General features: G+C 38.7%; 17 protein-coding genes. 15 read left to right on the top strand and 2 right to left on the bottom strand.

Annotated features, from left to right (window positions below):
- The first annotated feature begins 67 nt into the window (after nucleotides 1–67).
- The 9 genes from pitA (at nucleotide 68) to ribD (ending at nucleotide 10,456) form a co-directional block, all read left to right on the top strand.
- Nucleotides 68–1,582, top strand: a complete 1,515-nt coding sequence (gene pitA / locus A9G42_RS10005) for an inorganic phosphate transporter PitA (RefSeq protein WP_065653343.1) — start codon at nucleotides 68–70, stop codon at nucleotides 1,580–1,582.
- A 65-nt stretch (nucleotides 1,583–1,647) separates the two neighbouring features.
- Nucleotides 1,648–2,100 (top strand): universal stress protein UspA, encoded by a 453-nt coding sequence (gene uspA, locus A9G42_RS10000; RefSeq protein WP_065588612.1) that lies wholly within the window; start codon nucleotides 1,648–1,650, stop codon nucleotides 2,098–2,100.
- A 182-nt stretch (nucleotides 2,101–2,282) separates the two neighbouring features.
- The gene (locus A9G42_RS09995; protein WP_065588613.1) at nucleotides 2,283–3,038 is read left to right on the top strand and encodes an SDR family oxidoreductase; all 756 of its coding nucleotides are present in this window, start codon (nucleotides 2,283–2,285) and stop codon (nucleotides 3,036–3,038) included.
- A 146-nt stretch (nucleotides 3,039–3,184) separates the two neighbouring features.
- Nucleotides 3,185–3,514 (top strand): hypothetical protein, encoded by a 330-nt coding sequence (locus A9G42_RS09990; RefSeq protein ID WP_065567851.1) that lies wholly within the window; start codon nucleotides 3,185–3,187, stop codon nucleotides 3,512–3,514.
- Between the two features lie 351 nt (nucleotides 3,515–3,865).
- Nucleotides 3,866–6,322 (top strand): bifunctional aspartate kinase/homoserine dehydrogenase I, encoded by a 2,457-nt coding sequence (thrA, locus tag A9G42_RS09985; protein WP_065653342.1) that lies wholly within the window; start codon nucleotides 3,866–3,868, stop codon nucleotides 6,320–6,322.
- Complete coding sequence (gene thrB / locus A9G42_RS09980; protein WP_065567849.1) at nucleotides 6,323–7,261, top strand: homoserine kinase; 939 nt, start codon at nucleotides 6,323–6,325, stop codon at nucleotides 7,259–7,261. It begins immediately after the preceding gene.
- Between the two features lie 107 nt (nucleotides 7,262–7,368).
- Nucleotides 7,369–8,658, top strand: coding sequence for a threonine synthase (gene thrC, locus A9G42_RS09975; RefSeq protein WP_065653341.1), 1,290 nt, complete (start codon nucleotides 7,369–7,371; stop codon nucleotides 8,656–8,658).
- 224 nt (nucleotides 8,659–8,882) lie between these two features.
- Complete coding sequence (nrdR, locus tag A9G42_RS09970) at nucleotides 8,883–9,335, top strand: transcriptional regulator NrdR (RefSeq protein ID WP_065567847.1); 453 nt, start codon at nucleotides 8,883–8,885, stop codon at nucleotides 9,333–9,335.
- Nucleotides 9,336–9,343: 8 nt separating this feature from the next.
- A complete protein-coding gene (ribD, locus tag A9G42_RS09965; RefSeq protein ID WP_065653340.1) occupies nucleotides 9,344–10,456 on the top strand; it encodes a bifunctional diaminohydroxyphosphoribosylaminopyrimidine deaminase/5-amino-6-(5-phosphoribosylamino)uracil reductase RibD in 1,113 nt (370 codons plus the stop codon).
- Nucleotides 10,457–10,700: 244 nt separating this feature from the next.
- On the opposite strand, the gene A9G42_RS13965 is transcribed toward ribD, so the two are convergent.
- Nucleotides 10,701–10,868: a hypothetical protein gene (locus A9G42_RS13965; protein ID WP_179854644.1), complete on the bottom strand. Its 168-nt coding sequence runs from the start codon at nucleotides 10,866–10,868 to the stop codon at nucleotides 10,701–10,703.
- A gap of 276 nt (nucleotides 10,869–11,144) precedes the next feature.
- Between A9G42_RS13965 and A9G42_RS09960 the strand changes: the two genes are divergently transcribed.
- The 5 genes from A9G42_RS09960 (at nucleotide 11,145) to A9G42_RS09940 (ending at nucleotide 17,648) form a co-directional block, all read left to right on the top strand.
- Nucleotides 11,145–11,933, top strand: a complete 789-nt coding sequence (locus tag A9G42_RS09960) for a DUF4123 domain-containing protein (RefSeq protein WP_065653339.1) — start codon at nucleotides 11,145–11,147, stop codon at nucleotides 11,931–11,933.
- 8 nt (nucleotides 11,934–11,941) lie between these two features.
- A complete protein-coding gene (locus A9G42_RS09955) occupies nucleotides 11,942–13,624 on the top strand; it encodes a DUF6531 domain-containing protein (RefSeq protein ID WP_065653338.1) in 1,683 nt (560 codons plus the stop codon).
- Between the two features lie 98 nt (nucleotides 13,625–13,722).
- The gene (locus A9G42_RS14500; protein WP_065653337.1) at nucleotides 13,723–16,896 is read left to right on the top strand and encodes an RHS repeat-associated core domain-containing protein; all 3,174 of its coding nucleotides are present in this window, start codon (nucleotides 13,723–13,725) and stop codon (nucleotides 16,894–16,896) included.
- Between the two features lie 9 nt (nucleotides 16,897–16,905).
- Entirely contained in the window at nucleotides 16,906–17,313 is a 408-nt protein-coding gene (locus tag A9G42_RS09945; protein ID WP_065653336.1) for an NTF2 fold immunity protein, read from the top strand.
- Between the two features lie 128 nt (nucleotides 17,314–17,441).
- Nucleotides 17,442–17,648: a hypothetical protein gene (locus A9G42_RS09940; RefSeq protein WP_065653335.1), complete on the top strand. Its 207-nt coding sequence runs from the start codon at nucleotides 17,442–17,444 to the stop codon at nucleotides 17,646–17,648.
- Nucleotides 17,649–17,650: 2 nt separating this feature from the next.
- Here A9G42_RS09940 and A9G42_RS13960 read toward each other — a convergent pair whose 3' ends face one another.
- Nucleotides 17,651–17,788 carry a hypothetical protein gene (locus tag A9G42_RS13960; RefSeq protein ID WP_179854643.1) on the bottom strand — a complete coding sequence of 46 codons (138 nt, stop codon included), beginning with the start codon at nucleotides 17,786–17,788 and terminating at the stop codon, nucleotides 17,651–17,653.
- A gap of 71 nt (nucleotides 17,789–17,859) precedes the next feature.
- Here A9G42_RS13960 and A9G42_RS14495 point away from each other — a divergent pair.
- Nucleotides 17,860–18,922, top strand: a 1,063-nt coding sequence (locus A9G42_RS14495; protein ID WP_179854642.1) for an RHS repeat-associated core domain-containing protein, incomplete at its 3' end; no start/stop codon positions are given.

The following is an 18,922-nucleotide window of genomic DNA, read 5'->3' as shown; positions in this document are numbered from 1 at the left end:
AATTGTTTTGCTCATTGCTCTATTCTCAAGGATAATAGGGTCGCTATTAACAACAGAAAGATATATTATGTTACATCTATTTGCTGAATTAGAATTTTCGACCATTATACTATTAGTTTTGGCACTGTTTTTTGTCCTTTTTTATGAAGCAATTAATGGATTCCACGACACAGCTAATGCTGTTGCAACAGTAATTTATACTAGGGCATTAAAGGAACAACTCGCTGTTTTTATGGCTGGTATGTTTAACTTTTTTGGGGTTTTGCTTGGTGGCCTCAGTGTGGCTTATGCCATAGTTCATCTATTACCTACTGATTTATTACTTAATGTAAGTTCATCACATGGGCTTGCTATGGTCTTTTCTATTTTATTTGCGGCTATTATTTGGAATCTTGGGACATGGTATCTTGGTATTCCAGCGTCAAGCTCACATACCCTAATTGGTTCAATTATTGGCGTGGCACTTACTAACGCATTTATTATGGATACATCAATAATAGATGCCCTTAATATTCCTAAGATGATTCATATCTTTTTATCATTAATTGTTTCCCCTGTTGTAGGTCTTGTGATTGCAGGCTTGATGATCTTTCTGTTGAGGAAATATTGGACACGTAAAAGCCAAAGTAAAAAAAGCAGCAAAAAACGAGAACGTATTTTCATGACGCCAGAACAACGTGAAAAACTCTATGGCAAGAAGAAACCTCCTTTTTGGATTCGTATTATGCTCATTATTTCGGCTGCCGGTGTGAGTTTTTCTCATGGAGCCAATGACGGTCAAAAAGGTATTGGCTTATTGATGTTAGTGTTGATGGGCATAGCTCCAGCAGGGTTTATTGTTAACATGAGTGCATCTACCTATGATATTACAAATACTCGTAATGCTATTCACAATATTCAAGAGTATTTTGTTACCCATAATGACGATTTAACAACGATAATAGGTAAACAGCCACTATTAGATACTAGTGTTCCAGAAGGCGACTTGAATAAATATCATTGTGATTATTCGCGTTCATATACCACATTAGCGATTGCTAATAATTTATTCAATAAAATACGTGATTATCAGTCGCTTACGGTAGAACAACGTTCACAAGCTAGACGTATATTACTGTGTTTATCTGACACGGTTTCGCATATTGCTAAACAACCTAACGTGACACAAGAAGATAAACAATATTTAAAATCTTTGAATAATGATCTGCTTAAAACTGTGGAATATGCGCCTGTTTGGATTATCGTTGCCGTAGCTTCAGCATTGGCAGTTGGAACAATGATAGGATGGCGCCGTGTAGCTATTACTATTGGTGAAAAAATTGGTAAGAAAGGCATGACTTACGCACAAGGCGTATCGGCACAAATCACAACAGCTTTATCAATTGGGATTGCAAGCTATACTGGCATGCCAGTATCAACAACCCAAGTTCTTTCTTCCTCAGTTGCTGGAACGATGATTGTTGATGGTGGTGGAGTACAAAGTAAAACAATAAAAAGTATTGCATTAACTTGGATTTTAACACTTCCAATTTCAATTTTGTTATCTGGATCACTTTTTTGGCTTGCTCAAAAATTAATTTAGGAGTAAAAATAGAGTACTGGTTTTCAATTTATTTGGGCTTTAAAAATAGGAAGGAGTAAAATATCATGGCTTATAAACATATATTAGTCGCAGTGGATTTATCACCTGAAAGTGAAGTTCTCGTCGAAAAAGCTGTTTCTATGGCTAGACCATATAATGCTCAAATATCATTGATTCATGTTGGTATTAATTATTCAGATCTTTATACTGGTTTGGTTGATATTAATATGAATGATATGAAAGACCGAATTACTCAAGATGCGCACGTTGCTTTAAATAAATTGGCCGACGATGCGGGTTATCCTATTGCTCATACTCTTTTAGGAAATGGAGAATTTGACCAAGTATTAATTGAAGCAATTCACGAATATGGCGCTGATCTTGTCGTGTGTGGCCATCATCAAGACTTTTGGAGTAAATTAATGTCATCTGCTCGTCAACTTATTAATAATACACATATCGATACATTAATTGTTCCATTGAAAGATGAAGAACCCGCAGAAGAACCTGCTACATGAAATATTAAATATCAACCCGCTTAATTAGCGGGTTTTTTTTAGGTATTAAATAAATATTTTGTAAAATCATTTCAAGAAATTATGTGCTTTACTCTATTTTTATTTGTATCTTTTTTGTTTATGCATACCACAGTTTATGAAAATATACGTAAACTTTTGTTTAGCCAATAAGGAGGCTTATTATGAATATCGCTTTAGTTACAGGTGCTTCATCCGGATTTGGTCAAGCAATTTGTCGTAAGCTCGTTGCTGATGGCTATAAAGTGATTGGTGTTGCTCGACGTGGAGATAAGTTACAAAAATTAGCAGATGAATTAGGAATAAACTTTACCTTTTTAACTTTGGATGTTACAAAAAAAGATGCAATAGAATCAATATTGTTACAGCTTCCTAAAGCATTTCAACCTATCGATATTTTAATTAACAATGCAGGATTGGCTTTAGGATTAGAACCAGCTTATCAAGCTGATTTCAATGATTGGGAAACAATGATTCAAACTAATATAATGGGATTAATTTATTTAACTCATCAAATTTTACCTAGTATGGTTGAGCGCAACTTTGGTTACATTATTAATCTTGGCTCAGTAGCTGGTACCTATGCTTATAAAGGTGGGAATGTATACGGCGCAACAAAAGCATTTGTAAAACAATTTAGCGCTAATTTACGGACTGATCTTTTAGGAAAAAAAATCAGAGTCACCAATATTGAACCAGGATTATGTGGAGGCACCGAATTTTCTAATGTCAGATTTCATGGCAATAATGATCAAGCAGCCGCTGTATACGAAGGTATTGATTATATAACACCAGAAGATATTGCAAATACCATTTCTTGGTTAGTTAATACGCCAGCACATTTTAATGTCAATTCACTAGAGATAATGCCAGTTGCTCAAGCTCCAGCAGGATTAGCACTTTACAAAGAAAGTGAGTAATTAAAACGTATTGACTGTGGAGGTTAAATTATAAATGCTCGCTCCCTTTAATAATAAAAAATAGATTTGAAGAACAAAATAGACTTGCACTTCTGCTTTAGGGTTGCTATTCTTTTTTCTTGTGGTTTTGATTGAGGTTAATCGTAATGGTATTTACTGAAGTAACTAAAACATTTGCGGCAAGTTTACCAGGCACAGACAGTTATGTAAAACTGCGTAATGCTATGCAAACATTGATTCAAGAAGATACAAAAAACGCAGCGGTCTATTTTTTGATTTTTGGATTTGCACGCACTTATGTCATGCTATATGAAGATCAGGAAATATCACCAAAGTTTGCAGAAGACAATCAAAAGCTAATGTTATCGTATCTTAACATTCTTGATGAAGCGTTAAAAAAGCAAGATACTGAAAGTATCTATCAAGCATTGAATAAAGTTGTTAATGAGTACGAAAATAGCAAAAAGTTTTTTTAAAATTACAGCCTGACATGAAAATGTCAGGCTGTTTTGTTTTTAGCGTTTAAAAAATAAATTTAATTAGGAAAATGATGAAAATGATAATGATGATTTCAAACATTATTAGCACCTTAAGCACTATTATTCAATATAGGGCGGGTTAATTTTTCCTTGAAAATATAAAAAACCCGCCAAAATAGGCGGGTTTTTAGTTTTTATAAAAACAGGTTCAAAAACCATAAGAGTAAAGAAAGATAAAATTTTAATATTTTGATTTCTTATTACTACTTTTAAACCACTGATGTTTTTAGGTAAAAGGTATTTTGAATGGTAACAGGCATAAATTAGAACAATAAGTAAAGGTGTGATATGAAAGTTTTAAAATTTGGAGGAACATCTGTCGCTAACGCAGAACGTTTTTTACGCGTTGCAGAGATTATCGAAAATAATGCTAAACAAGAGCAAAACGCAACTGTTTTATCCGCACCAGCTAAAATTACTAATCATTTAGTTGCAATGGTAGAAAAAACGGTTGCTGGGCAGGATATACAAAATAATATCTGTGATGCTGAAAAAATCTTTGCTAATTTACTAGAAGGAATTGCAAAAGCACAACCTAATTTTGCTTATGAACAGATGAAGCGCTTTGCACTTGATGAATTAAACAATGTTAAGCAACTACTTAAGGGGATCGCTTTATTAGGCCAATGCCCAGATAGCATTAATGCATCAATTATCTGCCGTGGCGAAAAACTCTCTATTGCCATTATGGAAGAACTGCTTAAGGCTAAGGGGCATTTAGTTACTGTAATAAACCCAGTAGCAATGCTAATTGCTGAAGGCAACTATTTAGAATCAACCGTCGATATTGCAGAGTCTTCACGCCGACTTAGTGAAATGCATATTCCCCAAAATCATATAATTTTAATGCCTGGTTTTACTGCGGGTAATGATAAAGGTGAGCTCGTTGCTCTCGGGCGTAATGGTTCGGATTACTCTGCATCGGTACTAGCTGCGTGTCTGCGTGCTAGTAGTTGTGAAATATGGACTGATGTCGATGGTGTTTATACTTGTGATCCCCGTACTGTGCCTGATGCAAAACTCCTTAAGACGCTATCTTATCAAGAGGCAATGGAACTTTCTTATTTTGGCGCCAAAGTTCTTCACCCAAGAACGATTTTACCTATTGCTCAATTTCAAATTCCTTGCTTAATTAAAAACACCAATAATCCTGATGCGCCAGGTACATTAATCGGTGCCAATGTTGTTGATTCAACAACACCAGTAAAAGGCATTACTAATTTAAATAATATGGCAATGATTAACGTCTCTGGCCCTGGCTTAAAGGGCATGGTGGGTATGTCGGCTCGCGTTTTTTCTGCCATGTCTTATGCCGGCATTTCAGTGGTGCTTATTACCCAATCCTCATCAGAATATAGTATTAGTTTTTGTGTACCGCAAACTGAGCTCAGCCGAGCTGAAGAGGCATTAAATGATGAATTTTTCCTAGAGCTAAAAGATGGTTTGCTTGAACCTATTGAAGTCATTGAAAAACAGGCAATTATCTCAGTTGTCGGTGATGGTATGCGTACATTACGAGGCTTATCAGCTAACTTTTTTACAGCCCTAGCCAGAGCGAATATTAATATTGTCGCTATTGCACAAGGTTCATCTGAGCGCTCAATTTCTGTTGTGGTTGATAATGATGTTGCCGTAATGGGCGTAAGAGTTGCTCACCAAATGTTATTTGGTACGGACAAAATGCTTGATGTATTTGTTATTGGTGTTGGTGGTGTTGGTGGTGCACTTATTGATCAAATTAATCGCCAGCAAAAATGGCTAAAAAACAAACAGGTCGATCTTCGTGTGTGTGGGCTATTTAATTCTAAACATAATGTCCTTAACCGTGATGGCATTGATCTGAGCAATTGGCGAGATCAAATCAGACAAAGTGAACATAGCTACACGTTAGACGGAATTATTGAGTTTGCTAAAAATAATCGATTACTCAACCCAATTCTAGTCGATTGTACATCAAGTAGTGAAGTATCAGATAAATATGCGGACTTTTTAGCTAATGGCTTTCACGTCGTCACGCCAAATAAGAAAGCCAATACCAGCTCAATGGCTTATTATTTGCGTTTACGCCAAGAAGCGGCAAAAAGTAAACGAAAATTCCAGTACGATACTAATGTTGGCGCTGGATTACCTGTTATTGAAAACTTACAAAATCTACTCAATGCAGGGGATGAGCTTATTAAATTTTCAGGTATATTGTCAGGTTCACTTTCTTTCATCTTTGGTAAACTTGATGAAGGCATGTTATTGTCTGAAGCAACTAAATTGGCTAAAGAGAAAGGTTTTACTGAACCTGATCCTCGTGATGATTTATCAGGCACTGACGTGGCGAGAAAACTATTAATTTTAGCTCGAGAAGCAGGATTACAATTAGAGCTTGATCAAATCAATGTCGAATCTGTTCTACCTGTTGAGTATACACAAGGTAGCCTTGATGAGTTTATGAAACAATTGCCACAATTGGATGCCGTGTTTAAAGAAAAATCAGAACAAGCCGCAAAAAAAGGCAAAGTTCTACGCTATGTTGGCAGTATAGAAAACAAGCAATGCCATGTTAAGATTGAAGCCGTTGATAGCGAAGATCCTCTTTATAAAGTCAAAAATGGTGAAAATGCCTTAGCTTTCTATACGCGTTATTACCAACCTATACCACTCGTATTACGAGGCTATGGCGCTGGCAATGATGTTACCGCTGCAGGTGTTTTTGCTGATATTTTACGTACCACATCAGGCAAAATAGGAGGCTAAATGAATCATAAATCTTTAACTGTTTATGCGCCTGCATCAATGGCTAATATTAGTGTTGGCTTTGATATATTAGGTGCAGCAATTAGCCCTATTAGTGGTGTGATGCTTGGCGATTGTATCACTGTTGAACCTGCTAGCAAATTTTTGTTAACTAGCAAAGGCTCATTTGTGAAAAACCTCCCCAATGATCCCAAAAACAATATTGTTTATCAATGCTGGCAGTATTTTTGTCAAGCAATGGGTAAAACATTGCCCGTCAGTATGACTCTTGAAAAAAATATGCCAATAGGTTCGGGATTAGGATCAAGTGCTTGCTCTGTGGTTGGCGCATTTGTTGCCTTAAATGAGTTTTTTGATAAACCATTTAATGAGTTTGAAATGCTTACAATGATGGGGAAGCTTGAAGGACGCATTTCGGGTAGCGTACATTATGATAATGTGGCACCCTGCTATTTAGGTGGAATGCAACTTATCCTTGATGAAATAGGCATAATTAGCGAATCAATACCTCATTTTGAAGATTGGTATTGGGTGATGGCATACCCCGGTATTAAGGTTTCAACCGCTGAAGCGCGAGCAATATTACCGGCTCAATATCAAAAAGCGGATTGCGTAGCACACGGTCGCTATGTGGGTGGTTTTTTGCATGCTTGTTATACCAAACAACCTAAATTGGCTTCGGCAATGCTTGTTGATAATATTGCTGAACCTTACCGCAAACAATTATTACCTAGCTTTGATGAAATACAAAAACGGGTCAAACAGCTCGGAGCTCTAGCATCGGGAATTTCTGGCTCAGGTCCAACAATGTTTGTCATTGCAGATCAACTTGAAACGGCACAACAAATTGAATTACTACTTAAACATTGTTATTTACAAAATGATGAAGGCTTTACCCATATTTGTAAAATAGATCCCCTAGGCGCAAGAATTATTTAAGTTTATTTATTATAAAAACAGGACTAAATCTAAAAAATACGTTAACTTTTTACTGTTCAAGCTGATAGCAGTAAAAGTGAAAGATTAAAGATAACCGGAACATAATTATGAAATTATATAACTTAAAAGATCATTCAGAACAAGTTAGTTTTTCTCAAGCGGTACAACAAGGATTAGGAAAAGGCCAAGGCCTATTCTTTCCCCAAGAACTCCCTAAATTTTCCATAAACGAAATTGAATCATTATTAAATCTTGATTTTGTTACTCGTAGCGCCAAAATATTATCTGCTTTTATTGGTGATGAAATTAGCAGTGATGATATGTACAGACTAGTTAAAAATGCTTTTCAATTTCCTGCTCCCATAGCATCCGTTGAAGCAGATATTGGTTCATTAGAGCTTTATCATGGTCCCACACTAGCATTTAAAGATTTTGGTGGGCGATTTATGGCACAAGCGTTAGTTCAAGTGGCGGCAGATAAAAAAATCACTATTTTAACTGCGACATCTGGCGATACAGGCGCAGCTGTCGCCCATGCATTTTATCATTTGCCGAATATTCGGGCCGTTATTTTATACCCTGAAGGAAAAATCAGCCCATTACAAGAAAAACTCTTTTGTACACTTGGTGATAATATTCATACCATTGCCATCAAAAGTGATTTTGATGCCTGCCAAGCATTAGTGAAAAAGGCATTTGATGATGAAGAATTAAAAACTAAAATTGGTTTGAACTCTGCTAATTCGATCAATATCAGCCGATTACTCGCTCAAATATGTTACTATTTTGAAGCTTACGCTCAATTAACACCCAAACAACGTGAGCAATTAGTTATTTCGGTTCCAAGTGGCAACTTTGGTGATTTAACCGCTGGGCTACTTGCAAAAACCATGGGCTTACCAATTAAGCGTTTTATTGCAGCAACTAATGCGAATGATACAGTACCTCGATATTTAGAAACTGGTAAATGGGAACCACATACAACAATTGCAACGCTATCTAATGCAATGGATGTTAGTCAACCCAATAACTGGCCTAGAATTGAAGAAATTTATCAGCGTGAAGGTTGGGATCTTAAATCACTGGCTCATGCGGCGGTTTCTGATGAAGTTGCTAAACAAACCGTTTGTGAACTCGATCAAAAAGGCTATTTATCCGAACCACATGGCGCAATTGCTTATCGTGCTTTACGTGATCAGTTACAAAAGGGTGAATATGGCTTATTTTTAGGTACTGCGCACCCTGCTAAATTTAAAGAAGTCGTTGAAAATATTCTTGGCAAGCAAATTGCACTTCCTAACGCATTAGCTGAACGAGCAGATATGACACTACTTTCCCATTATATGCCGAATGATTTTACCAAATTACGTAATTTTTTAATGAAGCTAGAATGGTAAATTTTGTACTGCCGCCAAGAAATCGGCGGCATTTAATTCATTGAGTGATAATGCTCTCAATTGTCTTACTTTACCGCTTAGCTAATCTTACTCATTAAATAGCTCCCTTTATTCTTAACGCTAAAATATACATCTCATCAAGAATAGAAAATACTAATCAATCTTGTTTAAATCAAAATTTTGAGCTATTGTAATCTAAATTGTGTCATTATAAGGATATTATTATGTTTTGTCCGTTTTGTAATGCAAATGATACTAAGGTGATTGATTCTCGACTTGTTAGTGAAGGCTTTCAAGTACGTCGAAGACGACAATGTGTTGAATGTAATGAGCGTTTTACCACATTTGAAATTGCTGAATTAATTATGCCTAATGTCATTAAAAGTAATAAAGTTCGTGAGCCATTTAATGAAGATAAATTACGCAATGGTATAAAACGAGCTTTAGAAAAACGCCCTGTTAGCTTTGACTCGATTGAAGATGCTATTACACGTATAAAATCAAAAATTAGATCAACAGGCGAACGTGAAATACCAGCGAAATTAATTGGTCGTTACGTTATTGAAGAACTCAAAAAGCTTGATAAAATAGCTTATATCCGTTTTGCATCGGTCTATTTTAGTTTTGATGATATCGAACAATTTAGTAATGAAATTGCCAAATTACAACAGAAATAACACCCTAAATGATAATAAACGATAACGATTATTTTTATATGCAGCAAGCTATTGAGCTCGCTAAGTTGGGTCGTTTTACCACGTCACCTAATCCTAATGTCGGTTGCCTGATCGTAAAAAATAATCAGATTGTGGGCACGGGTTATCATCAAAAAGCAGGATTACCACATGCCGAAGTTTACGCACTTAACATGGCTGGAAAAGCCGCACAAGGTGCAACGGCTTACGTGACATTGGAACCTTGCAGTCATTTTGGGCGAACGCCTCCTTGTGCTGATGCCTTAATTAGATCGCAAATTAAACGTGTTGTGATTGCTATGCAAGATCCCAACCCCGATGTTTCAGGTAATGGAATTAAACGATTACGTGATGCGGGAATTGAGGTTATTGTTGGAGTATTAGCCGCTCAAGCTGAATCGCTTAATAAAGGTTTTTTAAAGCGAATGCGAACTGGATTGCCATATGTACAACTTAAACTAGCTGCCTCGCTAGACGGTAAAATCGCTATGGCATCAGGTGAAAGCAAATGGATAACATCAAGTATTGCAAGGCAAGATGTACAAAGATACAGAGCGCAAGCAAGTTGTATATTGAGCACTCGCATGACGGTACAAACGGATAATGCGAGCTTAACAGTCAGGCATGCACAATTGCCTGATGACATAAAACAAATTTATCCTCCTGAAAATATTCGGCAACCCATACGAGTCATTATCGATAGTCAGAATCAACTAACAGGCGAAGAAAATATTTTTAAGCAACTGGGCGAGATATGGATAGTGCGCAAACAAGATATTGCGATCAATAAACCCAACACTCAATTAATTATTGAATCTTCTCCCCAAAATCATATTGATTTAGTTCATTTACTAACACTTTTTGGAAAAAAAGGCATAAATTCCGTCTGGGTTGAAGCTGGTGCACACTTAGCTGGCGCACTAATAGAGCAAGACTTAGTTGATGAACTGATTATCTATTATGCGCCAAAATTACTTGGGCATAATTCGAACGATATGTGTATATTGCCTAATTTACAAAAATTATCCATGGCACCCAACTTTCAGTTCGAATCGACCACGATGGTAGGTGAAGATCTGCGGGTTGTTTTGAAAAGAAGATGATTATATGGTTGATAAAACGCTTATTAAGACTATAGCAAATAGCTAAAATAGCCTTTAATAGCCAGTTAGTGCAAAGCAAATATTCGTTACAAAAAAGTTAGTATTCACATACGCCCAATATTTAAATATATCGGGCAGTGCATCATAAAATAGCCTTGTCGCAAAAGAAGTAACGTTATTATTTACTATTATTTAGTAAAATAAAAACTTCAATAAAATCAATTGCTTTTCTGAATGATTTTTATCATATTCGATTTGCCGTTCTTTCTGCTCCATCATAGCCCATATTCCTAATATGGTGCATTAAGCTTGATGCAGCTAATACTTTATGTTGCCAATAAAGTGCTTCGATATTATCAAATACCCCCTTTAATTTTGATTCACATTTACGCCAAGCGTAACAACCTGACACAGATGTATTGATTTTTCAAAATAAGTAAAAAATAGCAAAAATAGACTAAAAAAAGGTTGCATAGAATAAAAAATAATCTTATCTTAACTAAAAAATATCTTTATTTTTCGGTTTCTTAATACTTTCTAAAGGAATTTAGGTAAATATCATGGAGCTTGTTGTTAGTCGTATTGCTTTAATCATCAATCGCTTTATTCAATATCCCTTTCTTGTCTTTTATAAGTTAAACGGATTTTTAGCTTTGTTGGTTTTATTGCGCAATGCAAGGGGCAGATTATGTTAGCTATGCCACTGTCTCAATGGCGCACGATTACCGCTACCTCTGCCATGCCTTTGTATGCCGTACTTTCTAATGTCAGTGATGCGCAAGCGGTTAAAAACTACTATATCACTGATGGCTCACAAACGCCCTATGGTCTTTATAGTGGCACGCCTTACGAGCACTGGTTTTCTGTTATGCCTATGTTAGTTAGGCTTGATGAGCATAGTCCCTTTTTAGATTGGATTAATAACACTGAGCACAAAGACTGGGGCTGGCTAGCACGCTCTCATTTACCCTTTGCAGACATCTGTGCCCATTTACGGAGCCTAACCCAAGCGATTATGCCCGATGGTGAAACAGTGTTTTTTCGTTACTGGGATGGCGAATATTTGTCAATCATGCTTGATTATTTTACCGATAGCTGGCAAGACGTGCTGCCTGCTTTTGCTTTTTACTGGATTAATCACCAATCACATGTGGTGCATGTACCGGTTGAGCAAGCGGTGCAAACTTCGCCTTGGTGGCAGGTGCCACAGCCACTCATTGACACGCTAGTGCAAACGACACTGACACCTTTAATCAGTAATATGTTGTTATGGTTAAAAGAAAATAATTTACCCCTATATGACGCCTTTCCAGAAGCATTAATCAAACAAAAAATTATGCACCTAGCCGCTAAGCATAAATCAAAAACGGCAGATAGCCAAATGACACAGCAATTAGTTTTAGCGTTACAACAAGAGTTGCAATTAGCCACCAATCCATTTGAAATTTTAAACGCTGACTTTTTTAGTAATAAATAAGGAATGTTATGGAATACATTGAATCAATTGAACGCGATTTAGACTTATTTAAACGAAAAGCCTTATTAACTGAAGAATACAAAAAAATACTTGAAGATTGGTGTGTTCAAGCCTTTAATAAAACGTCCGGTGCTTTGGGCGGTCCGACCTTTGAAATGGACAGGGTGTTGTCTATTAATAATAACGATAAAAAAGCCAGTTACGAACAAAAGAGTATCGAAACCACCACCATAACCTGTCCAGAGAATAGAAAAATAGAAGTTGTGCTTAAGCACGAGTCAATACTTAATTTACCGATTCCTGATGTTTTAATTAAATTAATTAAATATAATTCTACGTGGTTTAACGAAACGGTTGACGAGAAAAAAACCGACGCTGAAGGGCGAGCCGTATTTACTGATTTAACGGTAAATGAATCCTATTTTGCTGAAGCAATCGATAACAATTTAGTGGAAAACAACAAAAAGTTATTCAAAGCTTATGATGAACTCATGTCAGCGATGTACACCCAGTTAAATGCTTCTTGGCAAGAATATAAACCGCAATGGGAAAAAGGTATTGATGTTGTTGAACTGATAAAAAAATTCATTAAAGGCTTATTTGATGGTTTTATTAGTGTCTGGGATGACATTAAACTGGCTTATAACGTTATTACCGACCCAGTAAAATACGGAAAAATGATTTATGATGGTGCAGCAAAATTATACGATATTATTGGTGATATACCTAACATTGATATTCAAGCATCGCTTGAGCAAAGCAAAGATTTTGCGCTACATTTAGCGGCATTTTTTAGTGATGAAAGTGCGATTTACTTAATTGCTAACGCCGTATTATTAAATATCAAAATGTATCCATGGGGTAATATCTTACCGGAGCTGGTTTCGCTTGGTGGAAACATATTGGGCGATATCCTTCGCGGGCTAATATTTGGCGCTTTGCTGTCATTAGTTGCGGGCCCTGTTGGTTTGGCTTATATGGCTTATCGCTTAACCTCAGTTGCCCAAAAAGCATCTGGATTAGTAAAAAAAATCTGGGAAATTTTAAAAACTATTTTGAAGTCCCTCACAAATCTTGTCAAAGATTTTTTCGAGAAAGTGGCTAAATTAGTACACCAAATGAAAAACACTTTAATGACAAAATTAAATAAAGAAACTAGAGCCGGAGCGAAGCAAAACACACATCTAGAAATTGAACACAAAAAAGAAACCTCATCAGGAAGCACCCATAACGATACCGCCTCGCAATCAACGAAAAAATGCACAAAAACAGGGTGCCCTATCTCCATGGTCACCGGTGAAGAGTTGTTATTACTTGATGATGCGACACTATTAGGAGTTTATCCTTTTACGTTCCAACGACAATATCGTACCACCGCCGTCGAAGTGAGCTCAGTATTTGGTTATGGTTGGAGCCACTCATTACAGCATCATTTTACCTTTAATGATAAAGACGAAACCATTAAATGGGTTGACCATCAAAATCTTATCATTTCCCTACCCATGCCCGACAAGGCGATTTCCTTATCGGCTAATTTGATGGCGAAAACCGCAGTCTGGTTAGGAGAGCAAGAGCAGGAATACCTGTTTACCTCGGACAGTTTAAATGGTTGGGTCATGCATGTTAACCGTTTAGCGGATAATAGCGGTAAAATAACCGGCTTTTCTCAGAAAAAACAACATCTCCATTAAGATTAGAAAACCCAGCGGGGGCCAGTTTACTGTTTGATTATATTGCCACCGAGCAAGGTCACCGCCTAGCCGAAATTCGCTTAAAACGGCATATTACCTTGAGTGATGCTGTGCCCGAGCCGATTATTCGCTACACCTATGATGAACGCGGGCAACTTAGCGAAGCCATCAATCCGGCTAACGAAGCGGAGCGTTATACGTATCGTGACGATTATGTCTTTAGCCAACGCCGTTTAGCCGGTGGCGCCGAATTTTATTGGGAATGGCAAGGTGAAGGCAAAGCGGTGCGAGCACTGCGTCACTGGAGTAATATTCCCAATACAGAAATACGCTATGAATGGGATGATGCGGCGGGCACTTCTACGGCGATTTATGCCGATGGCTCAAAAGAGATATGGGTGCATGATAAACAATCCGCTCGTCAGGTTAAGCATATTTCACCGAGTGGTGCAACAATTGAACGTCACTATGGTCAAGAAGGAGAGCTTTTAGCCGAAACCGACCCCTTAGGCAATACCACCGAATATCGCTATGACGGTGAGCTCAATTGCATATCAGTCACCTATCCCGATGGTCAGCGTTTATGGCAACGCTTTAATCGTGGCTTATTAATGGAGCGTATACAGTACAGTGCCGATGCCAGTGAAAAAAGCAAAGAAAAATGGGAATATGATAGTGATGGACAACTGCTGTGCTATATCAACCCCATGCAAGAAGAGTTGCACTATCAGTGGACCGATAGCGGCCTATTAAGTGCTATCCGCTATGGCGATGAGACTAGCGAACACTATACCATCAACGCACTGGGGCAACTGCTTGAATACCAAAGTCGCAGTGGTGAAATCACCTATTACCGTTACAATGCCATGGGTAAACTGGTGTTTGAAAGCACCAGCAATCCGCAACAATATGAGCATAAAAAAGCGATTGACCAACTACCAGCAACTCGGTTGGTCTGGAATGATGCTGGACGGCTAGCTGCCGTACGTTGGCCGGATGGTAGTTCACGCCAATTTAGCTATAACCCGTATGGTGGCATAACAAAAGAAGTTGACGAAAAGCAGCGTGAAACGTGCTACGAATATCATGACAACACCATGCTGATTAAACGCATTCGTTATCCCGACAACAGTTATAGCGAATACTTCTATGACAATGTGCATGGTGAAATTAGCGACATTATTAATGCCAATGGCGACCATTATCATATTGATTACACGCCGAGTGGCAAAGTAAAAACAGAAAAACTGTTTGATGGGCGCTATATCGTTTGGGATTATGATGCTAATGACCAGATAATCAAGCGAACAGAATACGGCGATACTCGGCAAGACGACACCGCCTTAATTACCACCTATGAGCGTGACCATTGCGGACGGTTAACAGCCCGTATATTGCCTGATGGGCAAAAGGTCACCTACCACTATGATGGATTTGGTCGACTCAATGAGGTGGACGATGGCAAATGGCCACTGGTATGGCAATACGACAAATGTGGACGCATCACGCAAGAGCACCAAGGCTTTAGTAGTCAATATTTTGATTATGACCAAGCGGGACGCTTATTTAGAATGCGCCTGCCTGATGGTAACATCTTAACCCACTATTACCGAGGTGATGAAGTCAGCCAAATCGACCTAAACGGTCAAACACTATCGACCCACCGCTGGCAGGAAGGCAATGAAATTGCCCGTAGCATGGGGCGATTTGGCGAACTCAATTGTCATCAGCAATTTGATAGCCGTGGTCGATTGCTTAATCAAAAAGTCAGGGTCAAAGACAGCCTGAATAAACCGATTGAACGTCATTACCAATATAATATTGCCGGTGAGCTCACCCAAATGACCGACAACTACAAAGGGGTAAAAACCTTTACCCACGACTTAAAAAGCCGACTCAGTAGCGCTAGCCACCAACCTTATAGCCAAGGGCAGTTACCGGATGAGCTGAGCTATAAAGGCTATCATGAGCACTTTTATTTCGACGGGGCCGATAACTTACTGGGCAGTGAAAAGCCACTTGATGAATTAAAACACGCATCATCTACTGCCAAAACCCATGGCACCCCCAAAGCACCCTGCCCCCACAGCAACAAGCTCAAGGCTAACCGCTTATTGATTCAAGGTGACCGGCATTATCAGTACGACCAATACGGCAATGTGATTCGAGAGTTACGCGGTAAACGGCAACATACTGAACACCAATTTAAATGGAATGGGCAACATCAGCTTATTGAATTTAAAAAAATCCGCCACTACTGGGACGAAAACGACAAAGACTTTCATCAAACGGTAGAAACCGTACACTGTTATGAGTATGACGCCTTTGGTCGCCGAATCAGCAAAACCGACATGCAAACGGGCGATAAAACGCTGTTCTTTTGGCAAGGTGAAAACCTCATTACGGAATGCCACGCCGATGATGCGGACTTTAGTGTAGAGGTAATCCGCAATGAACACACCAAGGCCCAAGACTACCGCTGCATCAGTTACATTTACGAGCCGGGCAGCACCGGCTTTAGACCGATGGCGCAGTTAGTCGGTCGTGGACGGGGTGGGCAAATCTACTACTACCTCAACGACCAACTCGGCACCCCGCAAGAGCTCATAACGGCGAATGGTGACATTGTCTGGAGTGGTGTTTACAAATCCTATGGCAACCTCGCCATAGAATACCGCACCGTACCACAAAATCTGCGCTTTCAAGGGCAGTATTTTGACGAGGAGTCAGGGTTACATTATAATCGCTACCGATACTACGACCCGTACACCGCCCGCTACATCAGCCAAGACCCTATCGGACTGGCTGGCGGTGAAAATGCTTATAGCTATGTTCCTGACCCACTGGCTTGGATTGACCCGTTGGGGCTCGAAGGATTATGTCCAGATATAGAATATGGTGCAAATGGTGAAATACTTTCCGCAAAAGTTGGAGTCAGACCAGAAGATTTAGGTACTGGGACTGGTACGAATAAATCTTCTCGAGAGCACGCTCGTTCTTTAGGTTATAGTAGTGATGATGCCGGTCATATTTTAGGTAGAATATTGGGCGGTAGTGGCGGTAAAGGGAATGTATTCCCTCAATTACCCGCTGTTAATCGAGGAAAATATCGAGAATTTGAAAAAAATGTCAAAGACTATATTAAAGAGCATGGAGCTGTAGATATTGAATGGGATTTTATTTATGGTAATGGGGGGACAAGACCAACTCAAATAAAATATACAGTTTTAAAAGATGGGAAAAAGGTTTTATATGAAGTTTTTAACAATTAGGTGAATTAAATGAATATTGAAAACGCAAAAAATACCTTAAAAGAGTTTATTATTGCTATGAATCATTGGGAATTACACTGTCATTCAATAATGGACAATAATTTATTAGGTGAGTTTCGTTCACAAATAGTTAATGAATTAAATACTATATTTGATAAGTTTTGCACAAAGAAAGAACGAAAATATGGTCGGCAAGCCGCATTGTCGTATAGAAATCCACCCGAATATTCACCAGATGAAGAGATAATAAAAATAGAAGAATTAAAGGGCAATAAAGTTACTATTTATACCCAACAACATACAGGGTTTAAATCACGCTACCGTTATACTTTACATTATAAAAATAATGAGTGGCGAGTAGATAAAAAAGAGAGGTTTAGCATTGGTGATGATAAATGGATAAAATATTCATTATAACCACTAAGCGTAATTAAACACCTTAACGGTATTTAAGTTACCGAGGTGATGAAGTCAGCCAAATCGACCTAAACGGTCAAACACTATCAACCCACCGCTGGCAGGAAGGCAATGAAATTGCCCGTAGCATGGGGCGATTTGGCGAACTCAATTGTCATCAGCAATTTGATAGCCGTGGTCGATTGCTTAATCAAAAAGTCAGGGTCAAAGACAGCCTGAATAAACCGATTGAACGTCATTACCAATATAATATTGCCGGTGAGCTCACCCAAATGACCGACAACTACAAAGGGGGTAAAAACCTTTACCCACGACTTAAAAAGCCGACTCAGTAGCGCTAGCCACCAACCTTATAGCCAAGGGCAATTACCGGATGAGCTAAGTTATAAAGGCTATCATGAGCACTTTTATTTTGACGGAGCCGATAACTTACTGGGCAGTGAAAAGCCACTTGATGAATTAAAACACGCATCATCTACTGCCAAAACCCATGGCACCCCCAAAGCACCCTGCCCCCACAGCAACAAGCTCAAGGCTAACCGCTTATTGATTCAAGGTGACCGGCATTATCAGTACGACCAATACGGCAATGTGATTCGAGAGTTACGCGGTAAACGGCAACATACTGAACACCAATTTAAATGGAATGGGCAACATCAGCTTATTGAATTTAAAAAAATTCGCCACTACTGGGATGAAAACGACAAAGACTTCCATCAAACGGTAGAAACCGTACACTGTTATGAGTATGACGCCTTTGGTCGCCGAATCAGCAAAACCAACATGCAAACGGGCGATAAAACGCTGTTCTTTTGGCAAGGTGAAAACCTTATTACGGAATGCCATGCCGATGATGCGGACTTTAGTGTAGAGGTAATCCGCAATGAACACACCAAAGCCCAAGACTACCGCTGCATCAGTTACATTTACGAGCCGGGCAGCACCGGCTTTAGGCCGATGGCGCAGTTAGTCGGTCGTGGACGGGGTGGGCAAATCTACTACTACCTCAACGACCAACTCGGCACCCCGCAAGAGCTCATAACGGCGAATGGCGACATTGTCTGGAGTGGTGTTTACAAATCCTATGGCAACCTCGCCATAGAATACCGCACCGTACCACAAAACCTGCGCTTTCAAGGGCAGTATTTTGACGAGGAGTCAGGGCTGCACTATAATCGCTACCGCTATTACGACCCGTACACCGCCCGCTACATCAGCCAAGACCCTATCGGACTGGCTGGTGGTGAAAATGCCTATAGCTACGTTCCTGACCCACTGGCTTGGATTGACCCGTTGGGGTTAAAAGAAGTTAATAGCTTATATCCTTGTGACAAAATTTTTGCGTCGAGGAAAGAGGCTTTTAGAGCAGCTAAAAAAGATGCAGGAATTCCAATGAATCAGAGTCCAACCAAGGTTGGAAAAGTGTATTTATTAGATAAGAATCAAAATAAAATATTCGATCCAATAACAAAGAAACCTATTATGAGTAGGGAATATCATTTTACTAGATCTGATGGTAAACATATAATTATTCAGGAACATTCTCTTGGTCATGATTTTGGCGGAATAGGGGATCAGGGACCACATTTTAATCTTAGAGAATTAACCA

The organism is Gilliamella sp. Nev6-6 (assembly GCF_001690605.1).
In the GTDB taxonomy this organism is placed as follows: Bacteria; Pseudomonadota; Gammaproteobacteria; order Enterobacterales; family Orbaceae; genus Gilliamella; species Gilliamella apicola_C.
Note: the sequence above shows the minus strand (reverse complement) of the source record. Positions and strands in the feature narration are given on the sequence as shown.